The sequence below is a fragment of the Pantoea sp. MQR6 genome, from assembly GCF_022761075.1.
GTDB lineage: Bacteria > Pseudomonadota > Gammaproteobacteria > Enterobacterales > Enterobacteriaceae > Pantoea > Pantoea phytostimulans.
This window is the reverse complement of sequence record NZ_JAKYXB010000001.1, coordinates 1234729-1258482: the sequence shown is the minus strand read 5'-3', so window position 1 is coordinate 1258482 and position 23754 is coordinate 1234729. Positions and strand designations below refer to the sequence as shown.

The following is a 23754-nucleotide window of genomic DNA, read 5'->3' as shown; positions in this document are numbered from 1 at the left end:
TCGCCATAAATTCAAGAAGCGGCTTATTATCAGGGATAAAAGCCTCTATCTCAACTCCCACGCCCAATCAGGCGTGGAAGACCGCACTCAGAATTAAATTATTGACGTTTCTCACCGCGTTACGGTTGGACAAAAGTCGCTTTAACGCGTTGAGAACGTTTGAAGTAGGGCGCAAATACCGCTGCGGCTAACAAGGAAAACAGTAAAGTTTGCAGTGCTTTAGCATCTGAAACGGGTGAAAAGGCGAAGGTTTTCAGTGCCAGTAATACCGTAACCAATAACCACAACACATAGTGACGGGGTAAACGGTGCGAGCGTTTAAAGAACAGCCAGCAAACCCACAAGCTGTATAACCAGACAGCCGCAGCAGTCAGCAAAGAAAATCCCCACTGCATTAATAAACTGCTGCCGTGTGAAAACAGCGTGGTGCGCCATTCCGCATTAAATAAGGGCGTAAGGTACATCGCCATCACCAGCGCTGTGGTTAACAGGGTCATGATCAGCCAGGCCAGCGGCAGCAATAACCAGCCACCAAGACGCGGCACAGCAACCTGTTCATTCATAGCAAGTGTTCCTGTTTTGGGATCGAAGCGCAGCAGAATAGCATGTCCAAACGGGGCACGCCCGACATGGACAAGAGGATTGATAAAATGGAGAAAAGTGGCGCGGCAAAAAAAGATTAAACCACGTAACGCCAGACCGTTTTGGGTACGCGGCCCAAATCATATAAACGTCCGCCAGAAGTGAGCTCGGCACGTCGATGATCGGCAGCGCGGTACATATTGATAATTTCTTTGTCGTCGGTGAGCGAATAATTGAGATGGTCGTAAAGCTTTTCCAGGCTTTCAAAATTATTCACTTTGCGAAATTTAAGCAGGTAATCTTGCGCAGTCATCATTGCCATAACAGTAGTGGGAACAAAGGAGTGCTCAGTATAAAGAGCAACCTTTAGCTGTCCAGATCTCGATTAGAAAAAAAGCGTAAATTAAGACTAACTGACGAGATGTGACGTTAAAACGGATGTTTTTAAGAGTTTCAGTGCGACTTCTTCACTTTCATTTTCTGGCTTAAACAGCACGTTAACCGGTTTTTCTGCCTCATTGCCTTAATTGACCCAAAAGCTAAAAATTTTAGCTGTGTTGTTTTTTGCGCGTTAACGCGCATTGTCCGCCCATAATTAGCCGTGTTTAGTGGCCTTTTTAGACGGTTAACCGCAGCGTGAGAGTTATTCCCGTTTTTCAATCGGCGTCACAAGGTTGCTGAATGTACTTAGGCCATAAGGCGCGCCTTTGTGCGGGTAATCACAAAATTAATTATTTATCTTTTCAGGTTACTCATAACCATTCTTTACGCATCCTTGTAATCGCTTCCAGTTGCTGAGCGCATAAGCGGTTCTGTTTATTACAATTATTTAACCTGACCACAATTTAAATGCAGTCAATTTATCCATAACCCTGTTGCCTTAAATTGCCTGTTAGTATGCGTAACTCCTTTATATTGCTCTATTTTGTGAAGCAGGTCGCCATTATTTGCGTGGTTTTAGTCCAGGCTAAACAGGCTCTTTACCCTATACAGCAAACGCCCTTCAGAGGAATGAAAATTATGTGGAAACGTTTACTTCTGACTACTTTGGTCAGCGCCGCGTTGACTGGTCCGGTGCTGGCAGCAGATATGACGGTTGGCTTCTCGCAGGTGGGTTCTGAATCCGGCTGGCGCTCAGCAGAGACCAACGTGGCGAAAAGCGAAGCACAGAAGCGCGGCATTACGTTGAAGATTGCCGATGGACAGCAGAAACAAGAGAACCAAATCAAAGCGGTACGTTCCTTTATCGCACAGGGCGTCGATGCAATCTTTATCGCCCCCGTGGTGCAGACAGGCTGGGAACCGGTGTTGGAAGAAGCCAAAGATGCCAAGATTCCGGTATTCCTGTTAGACCGCGCCATCGTGGTTAAAGATAAATCGCTGTATATGGCCGTCGTCACGGCAGACAACGTATTAGAAGGCAAACTGATTGGCGACTGGCTGGTTAAAACGGTGGGTAGCAAGCAGTGTAACGTGGTTGAGTTGCAGGGCACAGTAGGTGCCAGCGTGGCGATTGACCGCAAGAAAGGCTTTGCCGAAGCGATCAGCGGCCATCAAAACATCAAAGTGCTTCGTTCACAGTCTGGCGATTTCACGCGCAGCAAAGGCAAAGAGGTGATGGAGAGCTTCATCAAAGCTGAGAATAACGGCAAAAACATCTGCATGGTGTATGCGCACAACGATGACATGGCCATCGGTGCGATTCAGGCGATCAAAGAAGCGGGTTTGAAACCGGGCAAAGACATTCTGACCGGTTCGATTGATGGCGTACCCGATATCTACAAAGCGATGCTGGCGGGTGAAGCCAATGCCAACGTTGAATTAACCCCTAATATGGCGGGCCCAGCTTTCGACGCGCTGGAGAAATTCAAAAAAGAGGGCACGCTGCCGCCAAAAATTATCAAAACCGAATCAAAACTGTTCTTACCTGCTGATGCTCAGGCCGAGCTGGACAAGAAAAAAGGCATGGGTTACTGAGTTGAAGACCGCCCTTTGGGGCGGTTTTTCATGACCTGAGGCGGAGCTAGCCGAATGACCATACACAACGAAGATGCACTGTTAACCATCAGCGGCGTCAGTAAAGGTTTTCCCGGCGTGAAGGCGCTGGATAATGTCTCTTTCAGCATACGCAAAGGCGAAATTATGGCGCTGCTGGGAGAGAATGGCGCGGGGAAGTCCACGCTGATCAAAGTGTTAACCGGTGTCTATACCCGCGATGCCGGCACTATCACATTAAACGGCAATGCCATTTCTCCTCACAGCACAGCGGATGCGCAGGAGATAGGCATTGGCACGGTTTATCAGGAAGTGAATCTGCTGCCCAATATGTCGGTGGCGGACAATCTGTATATTGGTCGCGAACCGCATCGTTTTGGCATGATCGATCGTAAACGGATGATCCGTGATGCGGATGCCCTGATGCGTAACTACGGTTTTGCCCTCGATGTCACTCGCCCACTTGGCCATTACTCAGTGGCGATGCAGCAGATCATTGCGATTTGCCGCGCGGTCGATCTCTCTGCTCAGGTGCTGATTCTAGATGAACCCACCGCCAGCCTTGACGCCAGTGAAGTGGAAATGTTGTTTACCCTAATGGCGCAGTTGAAAGCCAAAGGCATGAGCCTGATTTTTGTGACTCACTTCCTTGACCAGGTTTATCGCATCACCGATCGCATTACCGTGTTGCGCAATGGTCAGTTTATCGCCACGCGTGATACCGCCTCGCTGCCGCAGATTGAATTGATTAAATTGATGTTAGGCCGCGATCTGATGGAAACCGCCTTGCAACGTCAAGGCAGCACCTTGCGCAGCAATCAACCGGTGGTTTCATTCGAAAATTACGGCAAAAAGGGCACCATCGAGCCGTTTAATTTGCAGGTTCGGCCCGGCGAAGTGGTGGGCCTGGCGGGGTTATTGGGTTCAGGACGAACAGAAACCGCTGAAGTGCTGTTCGGTATTCGTCGCGCCGATCGCGGTACAGCCACCATAAAAGGCAAAGTGCAGCATATTCGTACGCCTGCCAAAGCGTCACGGCTGGGAATGGGTTTTTGCCCGGAAGATCGTAAAACCGACGGCATTATTGGCGCGGCCTCGGTGCGAGAAAACATTATTTTGGCTCTGCAGGCGCAGCGCGGCTGGTTACGACCCATTAAGAAGCGCGAGCAGCAGGCCATTGCTGAACGTTTCATAAAAAGCCTGGGTATTCGAACGCCGCATGCCGAGCAGTCGGTTGAGTTGCTTTCGGGCGGCAACCAGCAAAAGGTCTTGCTGTCGCGCTGGCTGGTGACCAAACCGCAATTTCTGATCCTGGATGAGCCAACCCGCGGCATCGACGTGGGTGCGCACGCTGAGATCATTCGTCTCATTGAATCCCTGTGCGCAGATGGACTTGCGCTGCTGGTTATCTCCTCTGAACTCGAAGAGCTGGTGGGCTACGCCGACCGCGTGTTGATCATGCGTGATCTAAAGCAGGTGGCCGAAATCCCGCTGGAACAGCTTTCGGTGGCGTCGATCGTTAACGCCATCGCCGACGGAGGAGCACAACATGCTTGAATCCCATATGACACCTGAAAAATCACCACGTAAGTGGAAGCTGCCACCGGGAATGCCGCAAATTGCGGCGTTAATTCTGGTTTTGCTGGTGGACAGCTTCGTTGCCAATAACTTCTTTGCCGTGCATTTGCAGGACGGACGTCTGTTTGGCAGCCCCATTGATATTCTCAACCGGGCGGCACCGGTTGCCTTGCTGGCGATTGGGATGACGCTGGTGATCGCGACCGGCGGCATCGATTTATCGGTGGGCGCGGTAATGGCGATTGCCGGTGCCACCGCAGCCACCCTAACCGTTGCCGGACACAGTTTGCTGTTTATTATTCTCGCCACGCTGGGAACCGGATTTTTGTGCGGTTTGTGGAACGGTGTTTTGGTGGCCTTGCTGCGTATCCAACCGTTCGTTGCCACGCTGATTTTGATGGTTGCCGGGCGCGGCGTTGCACAGCTTATCACGCAAGGCCAAATCGTCACTTTCGACAGCGACAGTTTGGGCTGGTTTGGCAACGGTTCGCTCTGGATGTTGCCGGTGCCAGTATGGATTACCGTGGCGGTGGCGCTGCTGGTTTGGCTGCTTACGCGCAAAACCGCGCTGGGCCTGTTTATCGAAGCGGTGGGAATTAACCTGCGCGCTGCGCGTAATGCAGGCGTAACCGGCTGGCTGGTGGTGATGTCAACCTACGTGATCAGCGGTATTTGTGCGGCAGTAGCGGGTTTGATTATCGCCGCAGATATTCGCGGTGCAGATGCTAACAATGCCGGTTTGTGGTTGGAGCTGGATGCCATTTTAGCGGTGGTGATTGGCGGCGCGTCGCTGATGGGCGGGCGCTTCAATATTGCGTTGTCACTGATTGGTGCGTTGATCATCCAGTCAATGAATACCGGCATTTTGCTCTCTGGCTTCCCGCCTGAACTGAATCAGGTCGTGAAAGCGGTGGTGGTGATGTGCGTGCTGCTGTTGCAGTCGCCGCGCTTTATAGCGATGTTTAAACGGAGACGTTCATCATGATCAAGCGCCATCTTCCCTTGATGATCACTTTGCTGGTTTTTGTGGCGGGTTATCTGTTCTGCCTGAGCCAGTTCCCGGGATTCGCTTCCACGCGGGTGATCTGCAACATCCTTACCGACAATGCTTTTCTCGGCATTATCGCTGTCGGCATGACGTTTGTGATTCTGTCCGGCGGAATAGATTTGTCCGTAGGCGCAGTTATCGCCTTTACCGGTGTGTTTCTGGCACGCGCAATTGGCGACTTCCATCTTAATCCGCTGGTGGCCTTTGCCTTGATTTTGTCTCTGGGCGCGTTGTTCGGTGCCATGATGGGGTGGTTGATTGATGCGCTGAAGATCCCGGCCTTTATTATTACGCTGGCGGGGATGTTTTTTCTGCGCGGTTGCAGTTATCTGGTTTCTGAAAACTCGATTCCGATTGATCATCCGTTCTACACCACGCTCTCCAGTTTTGCCTGGAAAATCCCCGGTGGAGGTCGGCTCAGTTTGTTGGCGGTGATCATGTTGCTGGTGGTGTTTGTGGGCATTATTCTTGCCCACCGCACGCGCTTTGGGAATCAGGTTTATGCCATTGGCGGTAGCCTGACTTCAGCCCAGTTAATGGGCGTTTCAACCCGCGCTACCACCATCAAAATTTACATGCTCTCTACGACGCTTGCGACGCTGGCGGGGATCGTGTTCTCAATATATACCTCGGCAGGCTACGCGTTAGCCGGTTTGGGCGTTGAGTTAGATGCCATCGCGTCAGTGGTGATTGGCGGCACGCTGTTGTCGGGTGGGGTTGGAACCGTGCTGGGCACGCTGTTCGGCGTCTTGATTCAGGGACTGATTCAAACCTGGATCAACTTCGACGGCACGCTGAGTTCCTGGTGGACCAAAATCGCCATCGGTATTCTGCTTTTCGCCTTTATTGCGTTGCAACGTTTGCTCACGGTGATGTGGGATCGTCAGAAGAACGCGCCCGTTAAACGCATCAGTACCTCTTAAAAAATGATGTTGTAAAAATGAGGTATTGAACATCAGGCGGCTCAAAACGAGCCGCCTTTTTAGTGTCATGAATCGAGCGACATCACCATTAATGTCACCTCTTCGTCAGCAATGACCCGTTGCTCAACTGCCTGCCAGCCTAAGCGTTGATAAAACGCCTGTTGATCTGGCGTGTAGAGCCACAACGCTTTAATACCGTTCTGCTTCGCCAGCGCAACGCAGCGGCTAATCAATGATTTAGCAATGCCTTGTCCGCGAAACGCGCTGTCAGTCACCACTTCGCCCAGCCAATATTCACGCGCCAAAGCATCATTGAGTTCATAACGGATCACGCTACTGGTGGCGATGACTTTGTCAGCGTGCTCCGCAACCAGTGTGAATTCGCTGTGCGCTGAATCATTGCGCGCATTGAGCCGTTGCAGGATGGCGGATTGATTTGACCAGGCAGGTAAGGCAGACCATTCGCGGAACAGGAGATGTGCGGTTTGAGCAGGAAATGAGGACGCTTCACTAAGAAGTTGGATTTTCATTGTTATCTTCCATGCTGGGCAACATTAAAGGGGTTTTTGAAAGATGAAAACACGGTGTTGTTAATTCACGCAAGGGGCAGGTTTGAAAACAAGTGAAGCGAGGGAATAAAGGCGTGAATGATGGGTAGAGGAGTAAAACGTCCGCCGGGGATAGGGCGGACGTGCAATGGCGTCTTTACGGAGCTGCCCATCAAGTGCGACTGACCGCTCCGATTTTTTACCGCTGAATGAGAGTTAACCCGCTAACCTATCAACGTTTCATGCGGTAATAGGCTTCATTCCAGCGCAGCGCATCTTTGAATGATGGCAATTGTGTCTGTTCATCAATCACCAACACTTCGATGTCGTTCATCTCGCCATACAGATACATATCATCCAGTGTTAACGCCTGGCTGAATACCGTATGGTGCGCGCCACCGGCTAAAATCCACGCTTCGGAGGCTGTCGCCAGCGAGGGTTGCGCACGCCACAAGGCGCGGGCCACCGGCAACTTCGGCAGCGGTTTTGGCTGTTCAATCGCATCGACCACGTTCACCAGTAAGCGGAAACGATCGCCCATATCAATCACGCTGGCGTTAATTGCACGGCCTGCCGGTGTAGAGAAGATCATGCGCGCCGGATCGGCTTTATCGCCAATGCCGAGGAACTGCACATCGATCAGCGGCTTCTCTTCAATCGCAATAGAAGGGCAAACTTCCAGCATGTGCGAACCCAGTACCAGATCGTTGCCCGGTGAGAAGTGATAGGTGTAATCCTCCATAAAGGAGGTGCCGCCAGGCCGATCGCCCGCGAGGATTTTGAAAATACGCAGCAGCGCGGCAGTTTTCCAGTCACCTTCACCGGCAAAACCATAACCTTGTCCCATCAAGCGCTGCACCGCTAAGCCGGGCAACTGTGTCATACCGTGCAGCGTCTGGAAGTTAGTGGTGAACGCGTGGCAACCTTCGCCTTCAAGAAAACGCTTCAGCCCCAGTTCAATACGGGCTGCATCCAGAACGTTCTGGCGCTTTTCTCCGCCGGTCGCCGCCACGTCGGTAAAGCGATAAAGGCTTTCATACTCATCAAGCAGCGCATTTACGTCGCCATCGCTGACGCTGTTAATCACGTCGACTAAATCGCCCACGCCCCAGCCGTTTACTGAATAACCAAACTGGATTTGTGCGGCCACTTTATCGCCTTCGGTCACGGCCACTTCACGCATGTTGTCGCCAAAACGGGCCACCTTCAGCTGCTGGCTGGCCTGTTTTGCCACCGCCGCACGCATCCAGTTGCCGATACGCTGCTGGCTTTGTGCATCCTGCCAATGGCCGGTTACTACGCTGTGTTGTAACCCCATGCGTGCGCCGATGAAGCCAAACTCACGACCGCCGTGTGCGGTCTGGTTCAGGTTCATAAAATCCATATCCATGCTGTCCCACGGGATCTCAGCATTAAACTGGGTATGGAATTGCAGCAGCGGCTTATTCAGGACGCTCAGGCCACCGATCCACATCTTGGCGGGGGAAAAGGTGTGCAGCCAGGTAATGATCCCAACGCAATGTTGATCGTGATTCGCGTCACGACACAGCGCCAGCGCTTCGTCGGGGGATTTCACCAGCGGCTTAAGCTCCAGACGCAGCGGAATGCCAGACGCCTGATTCAAGCCTTCCACAACCTGTTGTGCATGCTGTTCTACCTGACGTAACGTTTCCGCTCCGTAAAGATGCTGTGTGCCAATCACAAACCATACGCTGTGCGCTTTAAACTGTTCCATAAACTCTCTCCTGACTACGTAGCGGAAACGGAAGCGGGACGTGCGGCGTAATGCGGTTCTGCCGTCACGGACCATTCTTGATAGCGTTGATAAAGCTGCTGATAGCGCGCCACGCGCGCCTGATCGGGCTGTAAGGTGACGGCAATCGGGCTGGCCATTACCTGTTGGGCATCGGGTACGCTGGCGTAAACGCCTGCGGCGACTGCGGCAAAAATTGCGGCGCCCAGGGCGCAGCACTCATCTGAGGCGACGATATCCAGTGGACGGTTCATCACATCGCAGCAAGCTTGCATGATGGCAGGGGATTTACGTGCAATGCCGCCCAGCGTCAGGATGTTCTCAACAGGAATCTGTTGCTGCTCAAAACATTCCATAATGGCGCGGGCACCGAAGGCCGTGGCAGCGATCAATCCGCCAAACAGTGCAGGCGCGTCAGTGCCGAGGTTAAGATCGGTGATCACGCCTTTCAGACGTTGATTAGCATTTGGGGTGCGACGACCGTTGAACCAGTCCAGCACCACCGGTAAATGCTCCAGTTTTGGATCCGCTGCCCAGGCATGGGTAAGATTTTTAATCAGATCTTTTTGTAGCGCGGCGAGCTGCGGCTTCAATTCAGGATGTTGCTCAGCGGCCTGTTGCAGCGGCCAGCCCAGCAGTCGGCTAAACCAGGCGTAGATATCGCCGAACGCCGATTGTCCCGCTTCGCAGCCAATGGCACCAGGCATCACGCTGCCGTCAACCTGACCACAAATCCCCTTAATGGCGCGATCACCCACGGTTTCAGCATCGGCGATCAGGATGTCGCAGGTTGATGTACCGATCACTTTAACCAAGGTATAAGGCTTGGCACCGCCGCCGACTGCGCCCATATGGCAATCAAAGGCGCCGCCTGAAAGGGTCACTTTTTGCGTCAAACCCAGGCGCTGTGCCCAGTGATCGCTGAGGGTGCCGACCGGAATATCTGCGGTCCAGGTCTCTTCAAACAGCGGCGAATCGAGTTGCTGCGTCAGCAACGGATCTAATGCATTGAGGAAATCTACATCCGGCAAACCATTCCACTCGGGATGCCATAACGCTTTATGACCGGCGGCACAGCGTCCCCGGCGCAGTTGCGCGGGCGCGGTAGTTCCGCTCAGTAAAGCGGGTACCCAATCACACAGCTCCACCCATGACACCGCCGCTTCACGTACCGCATCATCTTCACGCGACACGTGCAAAATCTTGGCCCAAAACCATTCAGAGGAATAAATGCCACCAATGTAGCGGCTGTAGTCCGGGAAGCGGCCGCTGTGACAGAGCTGATTGATCTCTTCAGCTTCTTCAATAGCGGTGTGATCTTTCCACAGCACAAACATTGCGTTGGGATTGTCAGCAAATTCCGGACGCAGCGCTAACACATTGCCGTCACGATCAATCGGGGCGGGCGTTGAACCGGTGGTATCCACGCCAATGCCAACGACGGCGGCGCGTTGTTCCGCACTCAGCGCGTTGAGCACACCCAGCATCGCCTGCTCCATGGCGTCGATGTAGTCCTGCGGATGGTGACGAAAGCGGTTGGTGTGAGGATCGCTATAAAGGCCTTGCTGCCAGCGCGAGTAATTAACGACTGCGCTTTCAAGCTCTTTGCCGCTCTGGCAATCCACCGCCAATGCACGTACCGAATCACTGCCAAAATCCAGTCCGAGGGTGATGGCCCGCATCGGATATCTCCTGTTGTGTATTGATGCTCCTATCCTGGAATTGACACAGATTAAGGGTTAGTCATCGCTGGCTGAGAATATGCACTTTTCTGCCATCAGTAATGATTTTGTGATCCATGGCAAAAGTTAAGTACCGGTTAAAATCGCTGAATATATGGACCAATTTGCCGTGATTTGAAGATGTGATACCGCTCTACATTTTTCTTCTCCATTCCAGCTAAAACTAGCGCAGCGTTTGAACAGGCAATCACCAACTCGCTTCCTAACGCACTGATTTACATCTGTCCCTAAAAAACAAAATTGACTGGTAGCGTTTACACCGATTCGTTATTAGCAGCGATAAAACAACTAGCGCCGGAGAGCATCATGCATAAATTCACTAAAGCGTTCGCGGTCATTGGGCTGGCAGCGGTTATGTCACAATCCGCTATCGCCGAGACCATGAAGCTTGGTTTTTTAGTCAAGCAACCGGAGGAACCCTGGTTCCAGACCGAATGGAAATTCGCCGATAAAGCCGGAAAAGATTTGGGCTTTGAGGTGATCAAAATTGCCGTTCCCGATGGTGAAAAAACCCTTAATGCCATCGACAGCCTGGCCGCCAGCGGCGCGAAAGGTTTCGTTATCTGTACACCCGATCCCAAACTCGGTTCCGCTATTGCGGCCAAAGCCCGCAGCTATGACATGAAAGTTATCGCGGTCGATGATCAATTTGTGACGGCCAAGGGCAAGCCGATGGATACCGTGCCGTTAGTGATGATGGCGGCGACCAAAATTGGTGAGCGTCAGGGGCAAGAACTCTATAAAGAGATGCAAAAACGCGGCTGGGATGTGAAAAGCACCGCCGTGATGGCGATCACTGCCAACGAACTCGACACGGCGCGCCGTCGTACCGGCGGTTCAATGGACGCGATCAAAGCAGCCGGTTTCCCGGCTGGCCAAATCTATCAAGTCCCGACCAAATCCAATGATATTCCTGGCGCGTTTGATGCCGGTAACTCTTTGCTGGTGCAGCATCCTGAAGTGAAACATTGGCTGATTGTTGGCATGAACGACAACACCGTGCTGGGTGGTGTGCGTGCGACAGAAGGTCAGGGCTTTAAAGCCGCTGACGTTATCGGTATCGGTATCAACGGTGTGGATGCCATCAGTGAACTCTCCAAAAACAACGCGACCGGATTCTACGGGTCGCTGCTGCCAAGCCCGGATGTACACGGTTATAAGAGCAGCCAGATGCTCTACAACTGGGTAAGCAAAGGGGCAGAACCGCCGAAATTTACTGAAGTGACCGACGTGGTGTTGATCACCCGTGACAACTTTAAAACGGAACTGGCGAAGAAAGGGTTGATGTAAACCCGCACAGCGCTTCCGCACCTGTATCAAGGTGCGGAATCTCCTCGGCTAACCCAATGGAGTTTCCATGAACACTGATTCAGCCTTTCTGTCGTTTCATGGCATCAGTAAAACCTTCCCCGGCGTGAAAGCGTTGCAGGATATCTCGTTTGAGTGTCACGGCGGCCAGGTTCACGCGCTGATGGGTGAAAACGGTGCCGGTAAATCGACGCTGTTAAAAATCCTCAGCGGCAGCTACCAGCCTAGCGGGGGTGAAATCCGCATCAAAGGCAAGCCGATGAGTTTCCAGCTCACCACCGATGCGCTCGATGCAGGCGTGGCGATTATTTATCAAGAGCTGCATCTCATCCCGGAAATGAGCGTGGCGGAAAATATCTATCTCGGTCAGATGCCACACAAACATGGCTTGGTTAATCGCAAGCTACTGCGTTACGAAGCGGGTTTGCAGCTTAAAAATTTGGGCATGGATATCGATCCCGACATGCCGCTGAAATACCTGTCGCTGGGTCAGTGGCAGATGGTAGAAATTGCCAAGGCGCTGGCACGCAATGCCCGCATCATCGCCTTTGATGAGCCGACCAGTTCGCTGTCAGCGCGTGAGATCGACAATCTCTTCCGCGTGATTCGTCAGCTGCGCGCAGAAGGACGCGTGGTGCTGTATGTATCGCATCGCATGGAAGAGATCTTTGCACTGAGCGATGCCATTACCGTGTTCAAAGATGGCCGCTATGTGCGCACATTCACCGACATGGCTACCACGCATCACGATGATTTAGTACAGGCAATGGTCGGACGAAACCTCGGCGACATTTACGGCTATGCGCCACGTGAAAAAGGCGCGGTGCGACTGGAGCTGGACAAGGTCGAAGCGAAGGGCGTACGCACCCCGATTTCGCTGCACGTTCATGCAGGGGAAATTGTTGGCTTGTTTGGTCTGGTCGGTGCAGGACGCAGCGAACTGCTGAAAGGGCTGTTTGGTGCGACGCGACTGCGCGGTGGGCAGGTCAGGCTGGACGGTAAACCATTAACGCTACGTGAACCGATTGATGCGATTCGCGCGGGCGTCATGCTCTGCCCGGAAGATCGCAAAACGGAAGGGATTATCCCGGTGCACTCGGTCCGTGACAACATCAACATCAGTGCGCGACGCCATAACCTGGCGGCGGGATGCCTGATTAAACAGGGCTGGGAAACGAAAAACGCGGATAACCATATTCGTTCGCTCAATATCAAAACGCCCGGTGCCGAACAGCTGATCATGAACCTCTCCGGGGGGAATCAGCAAAAGGCGATTCTGGGCCGCTGGTTGTCGGAAGAGATGAAAGTGATCCTGCTGGATGAACCGACGCGCGGCATTGACGTGGGCGCTAAACATGAAATTTATAACCTGATTTATCAACTGGCGAACAGAGGTATTGCGGTGCTGTTTGCCTCCAGCGACTTACCGGAAGTCATGGGTCTCGCTGACCGCATCGTGGTCATGCGTGAAGGTGCGATTGCCGGTGAAATAATGCACGACGATGCTACGGAGCAGCAAACGCTGAGCCTGGCGATGCCGAAAACTACTCAAGCGGCCGCCGTGGCCTGACAGGAGATCAACATGGCTTCATCCACGACATCTAATACGCCGCCGCCAGCCTCACGCAGCGGCCTGCAGTTTGGGCGTATCTGGGACAACTTCGGCATGCTGGTGGTGTTTGCGCTGCTGTTCGTTGCCTGTGCAGTCTTTGTGCCGAATTTCGGCTCGTTCATCAATATGAAAGGCCTGGGATTGGCGATGTCGATGTCTGGCATGGTCGCCTGCGGCATGTTGTTCTGCCTGGCATCCGGCGATTTTGACCTGTCGGTTGCGTCAGTGATTGCCTGCGCCGGTGTCGTCACCGCCGTGGTGATTAACATGACGGAAAGCCTGTGGATTGGCGTTGCCGCAGGCCTGGTGCTGGGCATGCTGACAGGATTCGTTAATGGGTTCGTGATTGCGCGTCTAAAAATCAATGCGCTGATCACCACGCTGGCAACGATGCAAATTGTGCGCGGTCTGGCCTACATCTTCTCTGACGGCAAAGCCGTAGGGATTGAGGACGAGCGCTTTTTCGCTCTGGGTTTTGCCAACTGGCTGGGGATTCCCGCGCCGATTTGGCTCACCATCGCGACCATGCTGATTTTCGGTTTCTTGCTGAATAAAACGACCTTTGGGCGTAATACGCTTGCGATTGGCGGTAACGAAGAAGCTGCGCGTCTGGCGGGTGTGCCCGTGGTGCGTACTCGCATCATCATCTTCATTCTTTCCGGGCTGGTCTCGGCTGCAGCGGGCATCATTCTGGCTTCGCGTATGACCAGCGGTCAGCCGATGACCTCGCTGGGTTATGAGCTGGTGGTGATTTCAGCCTGCGTGTTAGGCGGCGTGTCCCTTAAGGGTGGGATTGGCAAGATCTCCTATGTCGTCGCCGGGGTGTTGATTCTCGGTACCGTTGAGAATGCGATGAATTTATTGAATATCTCGCCATTCTCACAGTATGTGGTGCGGGGTTTGATACTGTTAGCCGCGGTAATTTTCGACCGCTACAAACAAAAACACAAAGCCTGATTCAGGGGCAATGACGCCGTTTTCAGTAACCACGCGGACGCAAGCAGCGTCCGCGTTTGAACAATTAACGACGATGTGAGGGCACTATGTATCACCGTGAATTGGCTGCGGAACAACACAATCCCTTGTTGCCGGGTTACTCGTTTAACGCCTGGCTGGTAGCAGGTTTAACGCCGATTACAGCGGATGGACCGCTGGATTTCTTTATCGATCGTCCGCATGGCATGAAAGGCTACATCCTGAATTTGACCATCAAAGGCAAAGGTCAGGTTTTTGATGGCGAAAAGGCTTTTGAGTGTGAACCGGGCGAAATGCTGCTGTTTCAGCCAAAAACGGCCCACTATTATGGTCGCGCGCCCGACAGTCCTCAATGGTTTCACCGTTGGGTCTATTTCCGCCCGCGTGCTTACTGGAATGACTGGCTGCAATGGCAAGATGAGAAAGAGGGCGTAGGTCGATTACAGCTTCCTGAATCACTGCGGGGGGAATTTGATCGCCTGTTCGCCAGCATAGAGCAAACCCATAATTCAGGCCGCCGCTTCGCTGAAGAGTTGGCGATGAATTTGCTCGAGCGGCTTTTGCTGCGTGCGGTAGAGGAAGATCCGCGCAGTCATCAGCAAGTGCGCGATCCGCGCGTGATTGAAGCTTGCCAGTACGTGACAAATCATTTGGCGAGCGAAGTGAAAATTGAAGACGTAGCGCGTCACGTTTGCCTTTCGCCTTCACGACTTGCGCATCTGTTCCGCGAACAAATGGGTGTTAATCTGCTGCGCTGGCGCGAAGATCAACGGGTTATTCGCGCGAAACTGCTGCTGCAAACCACCCAGGAACCGATTGCGACTATTGGCCGTGAAGTCGGTTATGACGATCAACTCTACTTCTCACGCGTATTCCGTAAACGCGTTGGCGTGAGTCCCAGCGATTTCCGCCGTCGCAATCTGGATGGGCACGACAGCCTGGCTGCGCAAACTGCCTGGCCAATGGCACGAAGTGCTATCTCCTGATTTTTAGGGGGATTCCTCCTTGTCCTCGCCTGGCTAATGGTCTTAAATCAGTCACACTAGCGAACAAGAGGAATGAGAATGAGCGATAAACTTCGTGTTGGTTTGATGGGATATGGCTTCGCCAGCAAAACGTTTCATGCACCGCTGATTGCGGGCACGCCGGACGTTGAGCTGGCTGCTATTTCCAGCAGCGATGCCAGCAAAGTGCACGCCGACTGGCCATCTGTTCAGGTGGTAGCTGATCCTCAAGCGTTGCTCGATGATCCTACTCTGCAATTAATTGTTATTCCCACACCGAACGACACCCACTTTCCGCTGGCAAAAGCGGCCCTGAATGCGGGTAAGCATGTGGTGGTAGACAAGCCTTTCACCGTGACGTTGTCACAAGCGCGTGAGCTGGATAACCTCGCCAAGGCCAAAGGTCTGCTGCTTTCTGTGTTTCATAATCGTCGCTGGGACAGTGACTTCCTGACGCTCAAACAGCTTCTGGCTGAGGGCACGCTGGGCGAAGTCCGTTATCTGGAATCGCATTTTGATCGCTTCCGTTTAGAAGTGCGCCAGCGCTGGCGTGAAATGAAAGGTGCAGGCAGCGGCATTTGGTACGATTTAGGCCCGCATTTGCTGGATCAGGCGATTCAACTGTTTGGTTCACCGGTTGCGATTAACGTTGATCTTGCCGAGATGCGTCCTGGTGCGCAGACCACCGATTATTTCCACGCCACGCTGACTTATCCGCAACGTCGTGTTGTGCTGCATGCCAGCATGCTGGTGGCGGCTGAATCACCCCGTTATGTGGTGCACGGCACCAAAGGCAGCTACGTTAAATATGGTCTTGACCCGCAGGAAGATCGCCTGAAATCTGGCGATTTCCCACCGAAAGAAGAGTGGGGTTACGATATGCGAGATGGCCAACTGACGCTGGTTGAAGGCGACGGCATGACCGAAAAAACGCTGATGACGCAGCCAGGCAATTATCCTGCCTACTATGCCGCAGTGCGTGATGCGATAGCAGGGCGCGGCAATAATCCGGTCACCGCTGAAGAGGCTATTCAGGTGATGGAGCTGATCGAACTGGGTCTGCAATCGGCTGAGAAACGCCAGACCTTGTCGCTGAAGTAAAGGTTACTGAAGCACCTGTACGTGACAGAAAAGAAAACGGGCCATGCAGGCCCGTTTTTTTATGCATCCATGACGGCATGTTTTACTGAATTTTCGCCCGAATTGCCGCTTTTTCGTCGTTGCTCAGAAAAGCGATAGCTAATCCATTCTCCTGCGCCTGGCGCATCTGAGCCTGGCTCAAACCGGCAGCAGGCGCGGCGTGCTGATACTCATGCGCCAGCTCAATGCCCTGAACGGCGGGATCATCGGTATTGATCGTGGCAAGAATGCCATGCTCCAGGAAGGTCTTTAACGGATGCTGCGCCAGTGATTTCACGGTGCTGGTTTGAATATTGGAGGTCAGGCAGGACTCAATACCAATATGATGCTCCGCCAGGAAATCCATTAATGCGCGATCTTCAATCGCTTTCACACCATGGCCGATGCGTTCTGCGCCTAGCTCACGGATGGCTTGCCAGATACTTTCTGGGCCCGCAGCTTCACCTGCATGCACCGTAACGCGGAAACCGGCATCACGCGCACGAGTGAAATGGCTGAGAAATTCGCTGCCGGGGAAACCCAGTTCGTCACCGGCTAAATCCACTGCAGTGATATGATCGCGATGCGCCAGCAAGCCTTCCAGCTCATTCAGGCACGCTTCATCGCCAAAAGTACGGCTCATAATGCCAATCAGACGAATATCAATGGCGTGCTGCTGGCAACCCGCTTTGATGCCGTCAATCACCGCTTCCACCACACCGGCAATCGGCAGGTTATGGTTCATCGCCATGTAACCGGGTGAAAAACGCAGTTCAGCGTAGTGAATGCCTGCGCGCGCGGCGTCTTCGACATTTTCCATTGCGATACGGCGGCACGCGTCCAGATTGCCCAACACTTTTACGCCCCAATCCAGCTTCTGCAGGAAGCTGACCAAATCCGGCTCGTTTTGCGTGACCTGCACATGTGGGCGCAGCGCCTCTAAACTGTTAGCGGGCAGGGTAAGATTAAACTGGCGGCCTAAATCGAGAATAGTTTGTGCACGAATGTTGCCATCAAGATGGCGATGAATATCGGTCAGGGGAAGGTGTGATTCAATCATGGCGCACTCGCTCAGTTGTCGGTTATTTATCGAAGAAACTCTATCGAAGATACTGTCGATAACGATATCGAGAAGTACTTGAGAAGTTTTAGAGAAGTCGATGAGAAGTGCAGAGGATTATAAAAACATCTTGCGCAACTGCGCCAGCAATTTGCGCAACAGCATGGCTGGATGCTGGTTAATTGTGCGGGAAAGCCAGGCGGTGTGGATTGCCGCCCGGCCAATAAGCGCGTAAAGGCTTGAATTATCAGGTCTGAAGGGCTGCAATCAAGCGAGAGACGCCGTCTTCCACTTTGCTGCGTGGACAGCCAACATTAAGACGTAAAAAACCGCGGCTGGCAGCGCCATACGTCGATCCCGGCATGATCGCCACTTTTTGCTGGTGAATCAGCGTTTGCTGCAAAGCGTCTTCGTCAATGCCCAGCGGGTTAAGATCGATCCACGCCAGATACGTCGCTTGCGGCAGGCGCCAGTTGAGAGGCGGAAACGCGCTATTCAAGCGTTCAGCCACGCAGGTCAAATTGCTTTGCAAATAGGTGCGTAAAGCATCTAACCACGTCGCGCCCTCACGATAAGCAGCGATGTGCGCAGCAACGGCCAGCACGGCAGGTGAAGAGAGGCCATCGCTGTTTTTCAGTGCCTGAAACCAGGCGGCACGATCGCATTGACGGGGAATGATTCCCCACGCGCCAGTCAGTGCCGGGATGTTGAAGCTCTTTGACGCCGAGGTAAACAGCGCCCAATCGCTGCGCGCCACTTTCGCCCACGGCGTATGCGGCTGGCTGCCCATCACCATATCCATGTGGATTTCATCACTGATGACACGCACACCATGCCGCTCACACAGTGCAGCCATCTGCTGCAACTCCTCCAGCGTCCAGACTTTGCCGGTGGGATTGTGTGGACTGCACAGCAGCATCACCTTACAAGTTGGGCGGGCCAGCAGCGCCTCAAGTTTAGTCATGTCACAGAGCCAGCCTTGTACGCTGTTAAACAATGGCATGTCCAAAACCTGGCGTTGATTAGCCAAAATGGTTTTATAAAACGCGTCGTAAGCCGGCGTGTGGATCAGCACTTCGTCATTCACATCGCTCCAGTGGCGCAGCATCTGCGCCACCATGTAAATCACCGAAGGCCCGTAAACCAGCGATTGTGCTTCAGGCTGATAGTCGAAACGGGTTTGCATCCAGTGAACAATCGCCGAAAGAAACGCGTCATGCTGCCAGCGGCTGTAACCGAAGACACCGTGCTGCACGCGCTGCTCCAACGCCTGCAAAATGCAGGGCGCGGTAGCAAAATCCATATCAGAAATGGTGAACGGCAGCAGGTCGGGAACGCCAAAGCGGTCAGCCACGAAATCCCATTGCGTACATGCCGTGCCGCGACGGTCAATGACCTTATCAAAATCAAACATCGGCTTTTCTCTTAAGGTTGCAGGTTAGGTACGTTACGCGGTCACGTCCATCAAGTGTGACAACTCGTCTTTCACCGACTGCACCTGCGGGCCAATCACCACTTGCAAGCTGGTTTGATTAAGGTGAATCACGCCGATCGCGCCGTTGGCTTTCAACGCAGCATCATCCACTTTGCTCATATCGGCGATAGTTAAACGCAGGCGCGTCAGGCAGTTATCCAGTGAGGTAATATTTTCAACGCCACCCAGCGCCGAAAGAATGGCCGGTGAGTTGTAACCTGACTTGCCTTTGCCCGCGCTACTGACTTTTTGCTCTACGGAATTTGCCGTTTCGACTTCCCGCCCTGGCGTTTTGATATTAAACCGCACGATAGCAAAGCGGAAAATGGCGTAATAACCGACAAACCAGACGGCGGCAACCACGGGAACCCAATACCATTTCGTGGATAATCCATGCAGTACGCCGAACACCACGAAGTCGATAATATTGCCGTCGGTGTTACCAATCGTGACACCAAGAATCGCCATCATGGTGAAGCCTAAACCGGTCAACAGCGCATGGAGTAAATAGAGGAACGGCGCGACAAACAGGAACAGGAATTCAATCGGTTCGGTGGTGCCACCCACCACGCAGGCAACCACGCCGGAAATCAGCAGCCCTTTAATTTTATGGCGATTTTCAGGGCGTGCGCAGTGATAAATCGCTAATGCCGCACCGGGCAACCCGCCCAGGAAGGCCGGCATTTTACCCTGCGACAGGAAGCGGGTCGCACTCTCAGCAAATCCGTGGGTTTCTGGACACGCCAGTTGCGCCTGGAAGATGGTCAGCGCACCGCTGACGGTTTTGCCGCAGACATCCAGCGTGCCGCCCGCATCGGTGAAACGCATAATCGCAACCAGAATATGTTGCAGGCCAAACGGCAGCAGCAAGCGCTCGCCGGTACCGAAGATCATCGGGCCGAAATCACCTGCACTGTTGATCATCCAGCCCAAGCCGGTAATGGCGCGAGCAAAGAACGGCCAAATCAGCGGAACGATCAACCCAACAACACCCAGCACCAGCGTGGTGATGATGGGAACGAAACGCGTGCCGCCAAAAAAGGCCAACGCGTCGGGTAGGCGGATATGATGAAAGCGTTCATGCAGCCAGAACACGATAATCCCGACAATCACCGCACCCAAAATCCCGGTATCAATGGATTGAATTCCAAGAATCGACTGCACGTTATTGGCTTTCAATAACGCGGCATCGGTGGTCGGCAGAATACCGTTGATGTTCAGCCAGAAGTTAATACTGAGGTTAAGCACCGCATAGCCGACAAAGCCGGAAAACGCGGCCACGCCTTTGTTCTCACGCGCCATGCCGAGTGGAATAGCGACGGCAAACATCACCGGTAAATAGCTGAAGGCGAATGAACCCAGTTTTGCCATCCATAAAAACAGATATTGCAGCAAGGGTTGATCGAGTAAAGGAATCAGCGTCAGGACATCGTGACTGCTCAGCGAGCTACCAATGCCAAGCATAATGCCGCAGAACGATAACAGCGCAACCGGCAGCATAAAGGTTTTACCCAGGCTCTGGAAAAACTCCCAGAGGGACATTTTTTGTTGTGGGGCGGGCATCATGACTCCAGCAAGGATTAGTAACGGTTAGGAAGTAATGCGATGATAAAACGTTTTATCAAGTCGTAATGCGCGATAAATCACACTGTTTGTGCGTCATGCGATATTAATTTTTCCCTCAGCGGTGTAACGTTTTATCGAAATGTTTAAGGCTTTATGACCGCTTACGTATTGAGAAACCATGTCGCAGCATAAAATCACCATTAATGATGTCGCCGATGCGGCGGGCGTTTCCGTTACCACTGTTTCGTTGGTGCTTTCTGGAAAAGGGCGCATTTCCGCTGCTACCGTGTTACGGGTTAATCAGGCTATTGAGCAACTGGGCTTCGTACGCAACCGTTCTGCATCAACCTTACGCGGCGGCGAAAGTGGCGTGATCGGCTTGATCGTGCGCGATCTCAGCCATCCTTTTTATGCCGAAATGACGGCTGGTCTCAGTGAAGCATTGGAAAAACAGGGCAAATTGCTGTTTCTCACCCAGAGCGGCACGCAAGGTCAGCATCTTAATCGCTGTTTTGATTCGCTGGTGTCGCAGGGCGTTGATGGCGTGGTGTTAGGGGGTGGCACCGATCAGGCCGCAGAAATCATTACGCGGGTGCGTGAGCAAAATATCGCGATGGTTTGCGCTGCACGCGCCAGCAGTGTTGATGACGTTGATACGATTCGTCCTGACAATGCACAAGCGGCGCGGCTCGCGACCGAATATTTGATTCGTCAGGGACATCAGCGCATCGGTTGGCTGGGCGGAAACAGCGCGTCGTTAACCCGAGCTGAACGTATTGGCGGTTACTGCGCGACGTTACTGCAATACGGTTTGCCGTTTCGCCCGGAATGGATCGTAGAGTGTGGTAACACGCAAAAAGAAGCCGCCGACGCGGCTATTCAACTATTAAAACAGCATCCTCGATTAACCGCGATTCTGGCCTATAACGCATCAACGGCAATGGGATGTTATTTCGGCCTGTTGCGCACCGGGCGTGATATTGGTCGCGGCGCGGTAGACAGCTATTATGGTCAGCAAATGGCGCTGATGGGATTTGGTGATGAGCCGCAGGCGGAATTAACCGATCCACCTTTGACCTTTGTGACCAGTTCGGCGCGAGATATTGGCCGGGCAGCGGCAGCGCGTATTTTATATCGCATGGCAAATCCCACGGCGGAGCGGCAAGATTTAATTATTCCGCCGCAGCTGATTGTGCGGGGGTCGGCCTAGCGTGTTCGTCATATATCTTTTTCTCCGCGTCAGGCATACCCACGGCCTTGCGCGATTTCATCCCTTTTGAATATTTCGCGTAAAATTTGCGCTATTTAGCGGATAGATTTGCAGCGTTAATTTAGGAAATTTCACATTTTTTCCCGCGAATTTTAAAGTCGCCATGGCTGGCTATAAGATTTGGCTGCATTCAATTTCTAATAAAGGGAAGAACCGATGAAAACAACATTACTGGCGGCGTTATTACTTTCTACCTCTGTTTCAGCCATCGCGGCGCAGCCTGAAGCGATGAAAAATCCGCTGAGCGTTCATGTCCTGAACCTGCAAACCGGCGTGCCAACCGCAGGTGTTGAGGTTGAACTGGATCAGCAACAAGAGGATAAATGGATTAAATTGGCTACTGGCGTGACGGATAATAATGGCCGCATTCCAGCGCTCTATCCACAAGGTAAAACGCCGACAAGCGGCAATTATCGCGTCGTGTTCAAAACCGGGGATTATTATAAAAATCAAAAACAGAAAACGTTCTTCCCTGAAATTCCCGTCGAATTTACCTTAGAAAATAATGGTCAGCATTATCACATTCCGCTGCTGTTAAGTCCGTTTGGTTATTCCACTTATCGCGGCAACTAATAAATTAAACGTCGCCGACCAAACGTCAGTGAAAGCATAAAAAAATGCCGGCCCCTTTCGGGGTCGGCATTGTTATTCATTCACGCTAAATAGCGAAATTTTATTGTGGCATGCCTTCATTGGTTGGCATACCGAGCATATAACGAGACAAAAACTGCTCCAGCGTCATTTTGTCGCCATTCATATTAACCTGACCATTAGCATATTGCAGACTGGTAATAATATTATCATCCTGCTGCTGCGTCAGACGGAACATCTGTCCCATTGCCGCTAAACCTTTGACCTGCTGATCGGCCAGTTTCTGCGCCTCATCTGCCTGATATCCTTCTGCCAGCCCAACATGGCGCATGGTTTCGGTAGCCATTGGCATATTAATGTTCAGCTTGGTGTCGAGCGTTTTCAATACACGATTAACCATGGCGCTCAGGCTCTGTGGTTCACCCGTCACGGTTGCCGGATCGTTAAAGTTAGCGGTGAGATTAAAGCTGCTTTCGCCTTTCTCATTCTTCCAACTCAACGGCGCGATGCTGATGGCTGGCGAGCCCTTCAACAGCGTCGGTAGGTTGTTCAGCAGAATGGTGTGAACGCCCGCTTGATAACGGATAGGATCATCCGCCAGGCCTTGTTGGTTAAGCAGATCCTGCATCTGCGCATTGTAATTATCAGAGAAGGTCTTAACTGCCTGCGCGTCAAACTGCGACAGCTTCATTTTCAGCGTGGCTTCGCCAAAATCTTGCTGCTGAAGCTGGATGCTGTCGACGTGATAATCGATATTGCCACCGATTTTTCCAGACTGATTATCAAAGGAGGAAGTGCCTTTCAGTTTTTGCAGTGTTAATGCATCTTGTCCATTAATGCTGGCATTGACCTTTTCAACTTCAATAGCCTGATCGCCGATGCGCACGCCTTCCGGGCTAAGATGAGTGTTACCACTGACTTTTAAGCCATTCAGCGTGAACAGCACCGGCTGGCCCATCTCATTTTTGCTGGTTAACGCAACGCTACCGATATCGCTATCCAGTGACACTTTATCGCCCTTGCTGTCAGCGCTGACGTTAAGCACGCCGCCATTCGTTGCAGCACGTTCACCGGTTTGCGCATTTTGATAATCAATAGGCAGGATTTTCAGCGCGGTGTCGGTAGCACCGCTGTAACCGATGCGCGTCTCCGCGTTGATCAGAGACTGATTGTTGGTCAACTCAAACAGCTTTTTCACCGCATCGGTATTAGCCAGTTCGGTATGTACCGACGCCATGCTCGGAATAAGATTGAAGTGTTTTAACTGGGCAAACGGGAAAGGGCCGTGGCTGATGTTTTCATTCAATACGATGCTTTGACCCGGCTTCAGCAAAGCATTGTCTTCCGTTTGCGATGTCGCCTGAATCACCAGTTTGGTCTGACTGCTGAAGACACCACGCTGATAATCTTGATAGCTAATCTTCAGTCGGCTATTGGGTGCGTAAGCGTTCAACTGGGTGTTGGCGTTTTGCACCAGTTGATCCATGTGCGTTTCGAGCTGCTTGCCAGTGAACCAGGCTGCGCCGGTCCAGATTACGCCCAGTGCTACAATCACACCCACGGCAACGTTGGTCTTTTTCATTGCTGAGTCGTCCTTATCCTTGAG

At 52.5% G+C, this 23754-nt stretch carries 20 protein-coding genes; 11 read left to right on the top strand and 9 right to left on the bottom strand.

Going from position 1 to position 23754, the window contains the following annotated elements:
• Positions 1-119: 119 nt before the first annotated feature.
• The gene (locus MUG06_RS05790) at positions 120-563 is read right to left on the bottom strand and encodes a DUF2569 domain-containing protein (RefSeq protein ID WP_243078018.1); all 444 of its coding nucleotides are present in this window, start codon (positions 561-563) and stop codon (positions 120-122) included.
• 116 nt (positions 564-679) lie between these two features.
• Positions 680-895 carry a transcription modulator YdgT gene (gene ydgT / locus MUG06_RS05785; RefSeq protein WP_215848284.1) on the bottom strand — a complete coding sequence of 72 codons (216 nt, stop codon included), beginning with the start codon at positions 893-895 and terminating at the stop codon, positions 680-682.
• Positions 896-1602: 707 nt separating this feature from the next.
• Between ydgT and ytfQ the strand changes: the two genes are divergently transcribed.
• Genes ytfQ through yjfF form a run of 4 tightly spaced genes read left to right on the top strand, consistent with a single transcriptional unit; the run spans position 1603 to position 6126 of the window.
• On the top strand, positions 1603-2559 hold the full coding sequence (ytfQ, locus tag MUG06_RS05780) for a galactofuranose ABC transporter, galactofuranose-binding protein YtfQ (RefSeq protein ID WP_243078017.1): 957 nt from the start codon (positions 1603-1605) through the stop codon (positions 2557-2559).
• Between the two features lie 54 nt (positions 2560-2613).
• On the top strand, positions 2614-4134 hold the full coding sequence (locus tag MUG06_RS05775; protein WP_243078016.1) for a sugar ABC transporter ATP-binding protein: 1521 nt from the start codon (positions 2614-2616) through the stop codon (positions 4132-4134).
• Positions 4127-5140, top strand: a complete 1014-nt coding sequence (gene ytfT, locus MUG06_RS05770) for a galactofuranose ABC transporter, ATP-binding protein YtfT (RefSeq protein WP_215846887.1) — start codon at positions 4127-4129, stop codon at positions 5138-5140. The genes MUG06_RS05775 and ytfT overlap by 8 nt, the downstream gene beginning before the upstream one ends.
• Positions 5137-6126: a galactofuranose ABC transporter, permease protein YjfF gene (yjfF, locus tag MUG06_RS05765; protein ID WP_215846886.1), complete on the top strand. Its 990-nt coding sequence runs from the start codon at positions 5137-5139 to the stop codon at positions 6124-6126. The genes ytfT and yjfF overlap by 4 nt, the downstream gene beginning before the upstream one ends.
• 65 nt (positions 6127-6191) lie before the next feature.
• Here the strand turns inward: yjfF and MUG06_RS05760 are convergent, their stop codons facing one another.
• The 3 genes from MUG06_RS05760 to MUG06_RS05750 all read right to left on the bottom strand — a co-directional run bounded on the left by MUG06_RS05760 (position 6192) and on the right by MUG06_RS05750 (position 10109).
• Entirely contained in the window at positions 6192-6656 is a 465-nt protein-coding gene (locus MUG06_RS05760; RefSeq protein ID WP_243078015.1) for a GNAT family N-acetyltransferase, read from the bottom strand.
• A gap of 250 nt (positions 6657-6906) precedes the next feature.
• Positions 6907-8409, bottom strand: a complete 1503-nt coding sequence (gene araA / locus MUG06_RS05755) for an L-arabinose isomerase (RefSeq protein ID WP_243078014.1) — start codon at positions 8407-8409, stop codon at positions 6907-6909.
• Positions 8410-8423: 14 nt separating this feature from the next.
• Entirely contained in the window at positions 8424-10109 is a 1686-nt protein-coding gene (locus tag MUG06_RS05750) for a ribulokinase (RefSeq protein ID WP_215846884.1), read from the bottom strand.
• Between the two features lie 366 nt (positions 10110-10475).
• Here MUG06_RS05750 and MUG06_RS05745 point away from each other — a divergent pair, with 366 nt between their 5' ends.
• From MUG06_RS05745 to MUG06_RS05725, 5 genes are all read left to right on the top strand, one after another.
• Positions 10476-11459, top strand: coding sequence for an arabinose ABC transporter substrate-binding protein (locus tag MUG06_RS05745; protein WP_243078013.1), 984 nt, complete (start codon positions 10476-10478; stop codon positions 11457-11459).
• Positions 11460-11526: 67 nt separating this feature from the next.
• A complete protein-coding gene (gene araG / locus MUG06_RS05740) occupies positions 11527-13047 on the top strand; it encodes an L-arabinose ABC transporter ATP-binding protein AraG (protein WP_243078012.1) in 1521 nt (506 codons plus the stop codon).
• 12 nt (positions 13048-13059) lie between these two features.
• The gene (gene araH, locus MUG06_RS05735) at positions 13060-14046 is read left to right on the top strand and encodes an L-arabinose ABC transporter permease AraH (protein ID WP_215846883.1); all 987 of its coding nucleotides are present in this window, start codon (positions 13060-13062) and stop codon (positions 14044-14046) included.
• Between the two features lie 86 nt (positions 14047-14132).
• A complete protein-coding gene (gene araC / locus MUG06_RS05730; RefSeq protein WP_243078011.1) occupies positions 14133-15050 on the top strand; it encodes an arabinose operon transcriptional regulator AraC in 918 nt (305 codons plus the stop codon).
• A 78-nt stretch (positions 15051-15128) separates the two neighbouring features.
• Entirely contained in the window at positions 15129-16169 is a 1041-nt protein-coding gene (locus MUG06_RS05725) for an oxidoreductase (RefSeq protein WP_215846882.1), read from the top strand.
• 82 nt (positions 16170-16251) lie between these two features.
• On the opposite strand, the gene add is transcribed toward MUG06_RS05725, so the two are convergent.
• From add to malX, 3 genes are all read right to left on the bottom strand, one after another.
• The gene (gene add / locus MUG06_RS05720) at positions 16252-17247 is read right to left on the bottom strand and encodes an adenosine deaminase (protein WP_215846881.1); all 996 of its coding nucleotides are present in this window, start codon (positions 17245-17247) and stop codon (positions 16252-16254) included.
• Between the two features lie 247 nt (positions 17248-17494).
• Positions 17495-18661, bottom strand: a complete 1167-nt coding sequence (locus MUG06_RS05715; RefSeq protein ID WP_243078010.1) for a MalY/PatB family protein — start codon at positions 18659-18661, stop codon at positions 17495-17497.
• Between the two features lie 33 nt (positions 18662-18694).
• On the bottom strand, positions 18695-20284 hold the full coding sequence (gene malX / locus MUG06_RS05710; RefSeq protein ID WP_215848283.1) for a maltose/glucose-specific PTS transporter subunit IIBC: 1590 nt from the start codon (positions 20282-20284) through the stop codon (positions 18695-18697).
• 181 nt (positions 20285-20465) lie between these two features.
• On the opposite strand from malX, the gene malI reads away from it, so the two are divergent.
• Both malI and uraH read left to right on the top strand, forming a co-directional pair.
• The gene (malI, locus tag MUG06_RS05705; protein ID WP_243078009.1) at positions 20466-21497 is read left to right on the top strand and encodes a Mal regulon transcriptional regulator MalI; all 1032 of its coding nucleotides are present in this window, start codon (positions 20466-20468) and stop codon (positions 21495-21497) included.
• A gap of 216 nt (positions 21498-21713) precedes the next feature.
• On the top strand, positions 21714-22130 hold the full coding sequence (gene uraH, locus MUG06_RS05700) for a hydroxyisourate hydrolase (protein WP_215846880.1): 417 nt from the start codon (positions 21714-21716) through the stop codon (positions 22128-22130).
• Positions 22131-22230: 100 nt separating this feature from the next.
• Here uraH and MUG06_RS05695 read toward each other — a convergent pair whose 3' ends face one another.
• On the bottom strand, positions 22231-23730 hold the full coding sequence (locus MUG06_RS05695) for a YdgA family protein (RefSeq protein ID WP_215846879.1): 1500 nt from the start codon (positions 23728-23730) through the stop codon (positions 22231-22233).
• Positions 23731-23754: the final 24 nt, after the last annotated feature.

What these genes read in the sequence shown, in the direction of transcription:
- MUG06_RS05790 (WP_243078018.1), bottom strand. Translation starts at nt 563, where the DNA reads ATGAATGAACAGGTTGCTGTGCCGCGTCTTGGTGGCTGGTTATTGCTG.
- ydgT (WP_215848284.1), bottom strand. Translation starts at nt 895, where the DNA reads ATGACTGCGCAAGATTACCTGCTTAAATTTCGCAAAGTGAATAATTTT.
- ytfQ (WP_243078017.1), top strand. Translation starts at nt 1,603, where the DNA reads ATGTGGAAACGTTTACTTCTGACTACTTTGGTCAGCGCCGCGTTGACT.
- MUG06_RS05775 (WP_243078016.1), top strand. Translation starts at nt 2,614, where the DNA reads ATGACCATACACAACGAAGATGCACTGTTAACCATCAGCGGCGTCAGT.
- ytfT (WP_215846887.1), top strand. Translation starts at nt 4,127, where the DNA reads ATGCTTGAATCCCATATGACACCTGAAAAATCACCACGTAAGTGGAAG.
- yjfF (WP_215846886.1), top strand. Translation starts at nt 5,137, where the DNA reads ATGATCAAGCGCCATCTTCCCTTGATGATCACTTTGCTGGTTTTTGTG.
- MUG06_RS05760 (WP_243078015.1), bottom strand. Translation starts at nt 6,656, where the DNA reads ATGAAAATCCAACTTCTTAGTGAAGCGTCCTCATTTCCTGCTCAAACC.
- araA (WP_243078014.1), bottom strand. Translation starts at nt 8,409, where the DNA reads ATGGAACAGTTTAAAGCGCACAGCGTATGGTTTGTGATTGGCACACAG.
- MUG06_RS05750 (WP_215846884.1), bottom strand. Translation starts at nt 10,109, where the DNA reads ATGCGGGCCATCACCCTCGGACTGGATTTTGGCAGTGATTCGGTACGT.
- MUG06_RS05745 (WP_243078013.1), top strand. Translation starts at nt 10,476, where the DNA reads ATGCATAAATTCACTAAAGCGTTCGCGGTCATTGGGCTGGCAGCGGTT.
- araG (WP_243078012.1), top strand. Translation starts at nt 11,527, where the DNA reads ATGAACACTGATTCAGCCTTTCTGTCGTTTCATGGCATCAGTAAAACC.
- araH (WP_215846883.1), top strand. Translation starts at nt 13,060, where the DNA reads ATGGCTTCATCCACGACATCTAATACGCCGCCGCCAGCCTCACGCAGC.
- araC (WP_243078011.1), top strand. Translation starts at nt 14,133, where the DNA reads ATGTATCACCGTGAATTGGCTGCGGAACAACACAATCCCTTGTTGCCG.
- MUG06_RS05725 (WP_215846882.1), top strand. Translation starts at nt 15,129, where the DNA reads ATGAGCGATAAACTTCGTGTTGGTTTGATGGGATATGGCTTCGCCAGC.
- add (WP_215846881.1), bottom strand. Translation starts at nt 17,247, where the DNA reads ATGATTGAATCACACCTTCCCCTGACCGATATTCATCGCCATCTTGAT.
- MUG06_RS05715 (WP_243078010.1), bottom strand. Translation starts at nt 18,661, where the DNA reads ATGTTTGATTTTGATAAGGTCATTGACCGTCGCGGCACGGCATGTACG.
- malX (WP_215848283.1), bottom strand. Translation starts at nt 20,284, where the DNA reads ATGCCCGCCCCACAACAAAAAATGTCCCTCTGGGAGTTTTTCCAGAGC.
- malI (WP_243078009.1), top strand. Translation starts at nt 20,466, where the DNA reads ATGTCGCAGCATAAAATCACCATTAATGATGTCGCCGATGCGGCGGGC.
- uraH (WP_215846880.1), top strand. Translation starts at nt 21,714, where the DNA reads ATGAAAACAACATTACTGGCGGCGTTATTACTTTCTACCTCTGTTTCA.
- MUG06_RS05695 (WP_215846879.1), bottom strand. Translation starts at nt 23,730, where the DNA reads ATGAAAAAGACCAACGTTGCCGTGGGTGTGATTGTAGCACTGGGCGTA.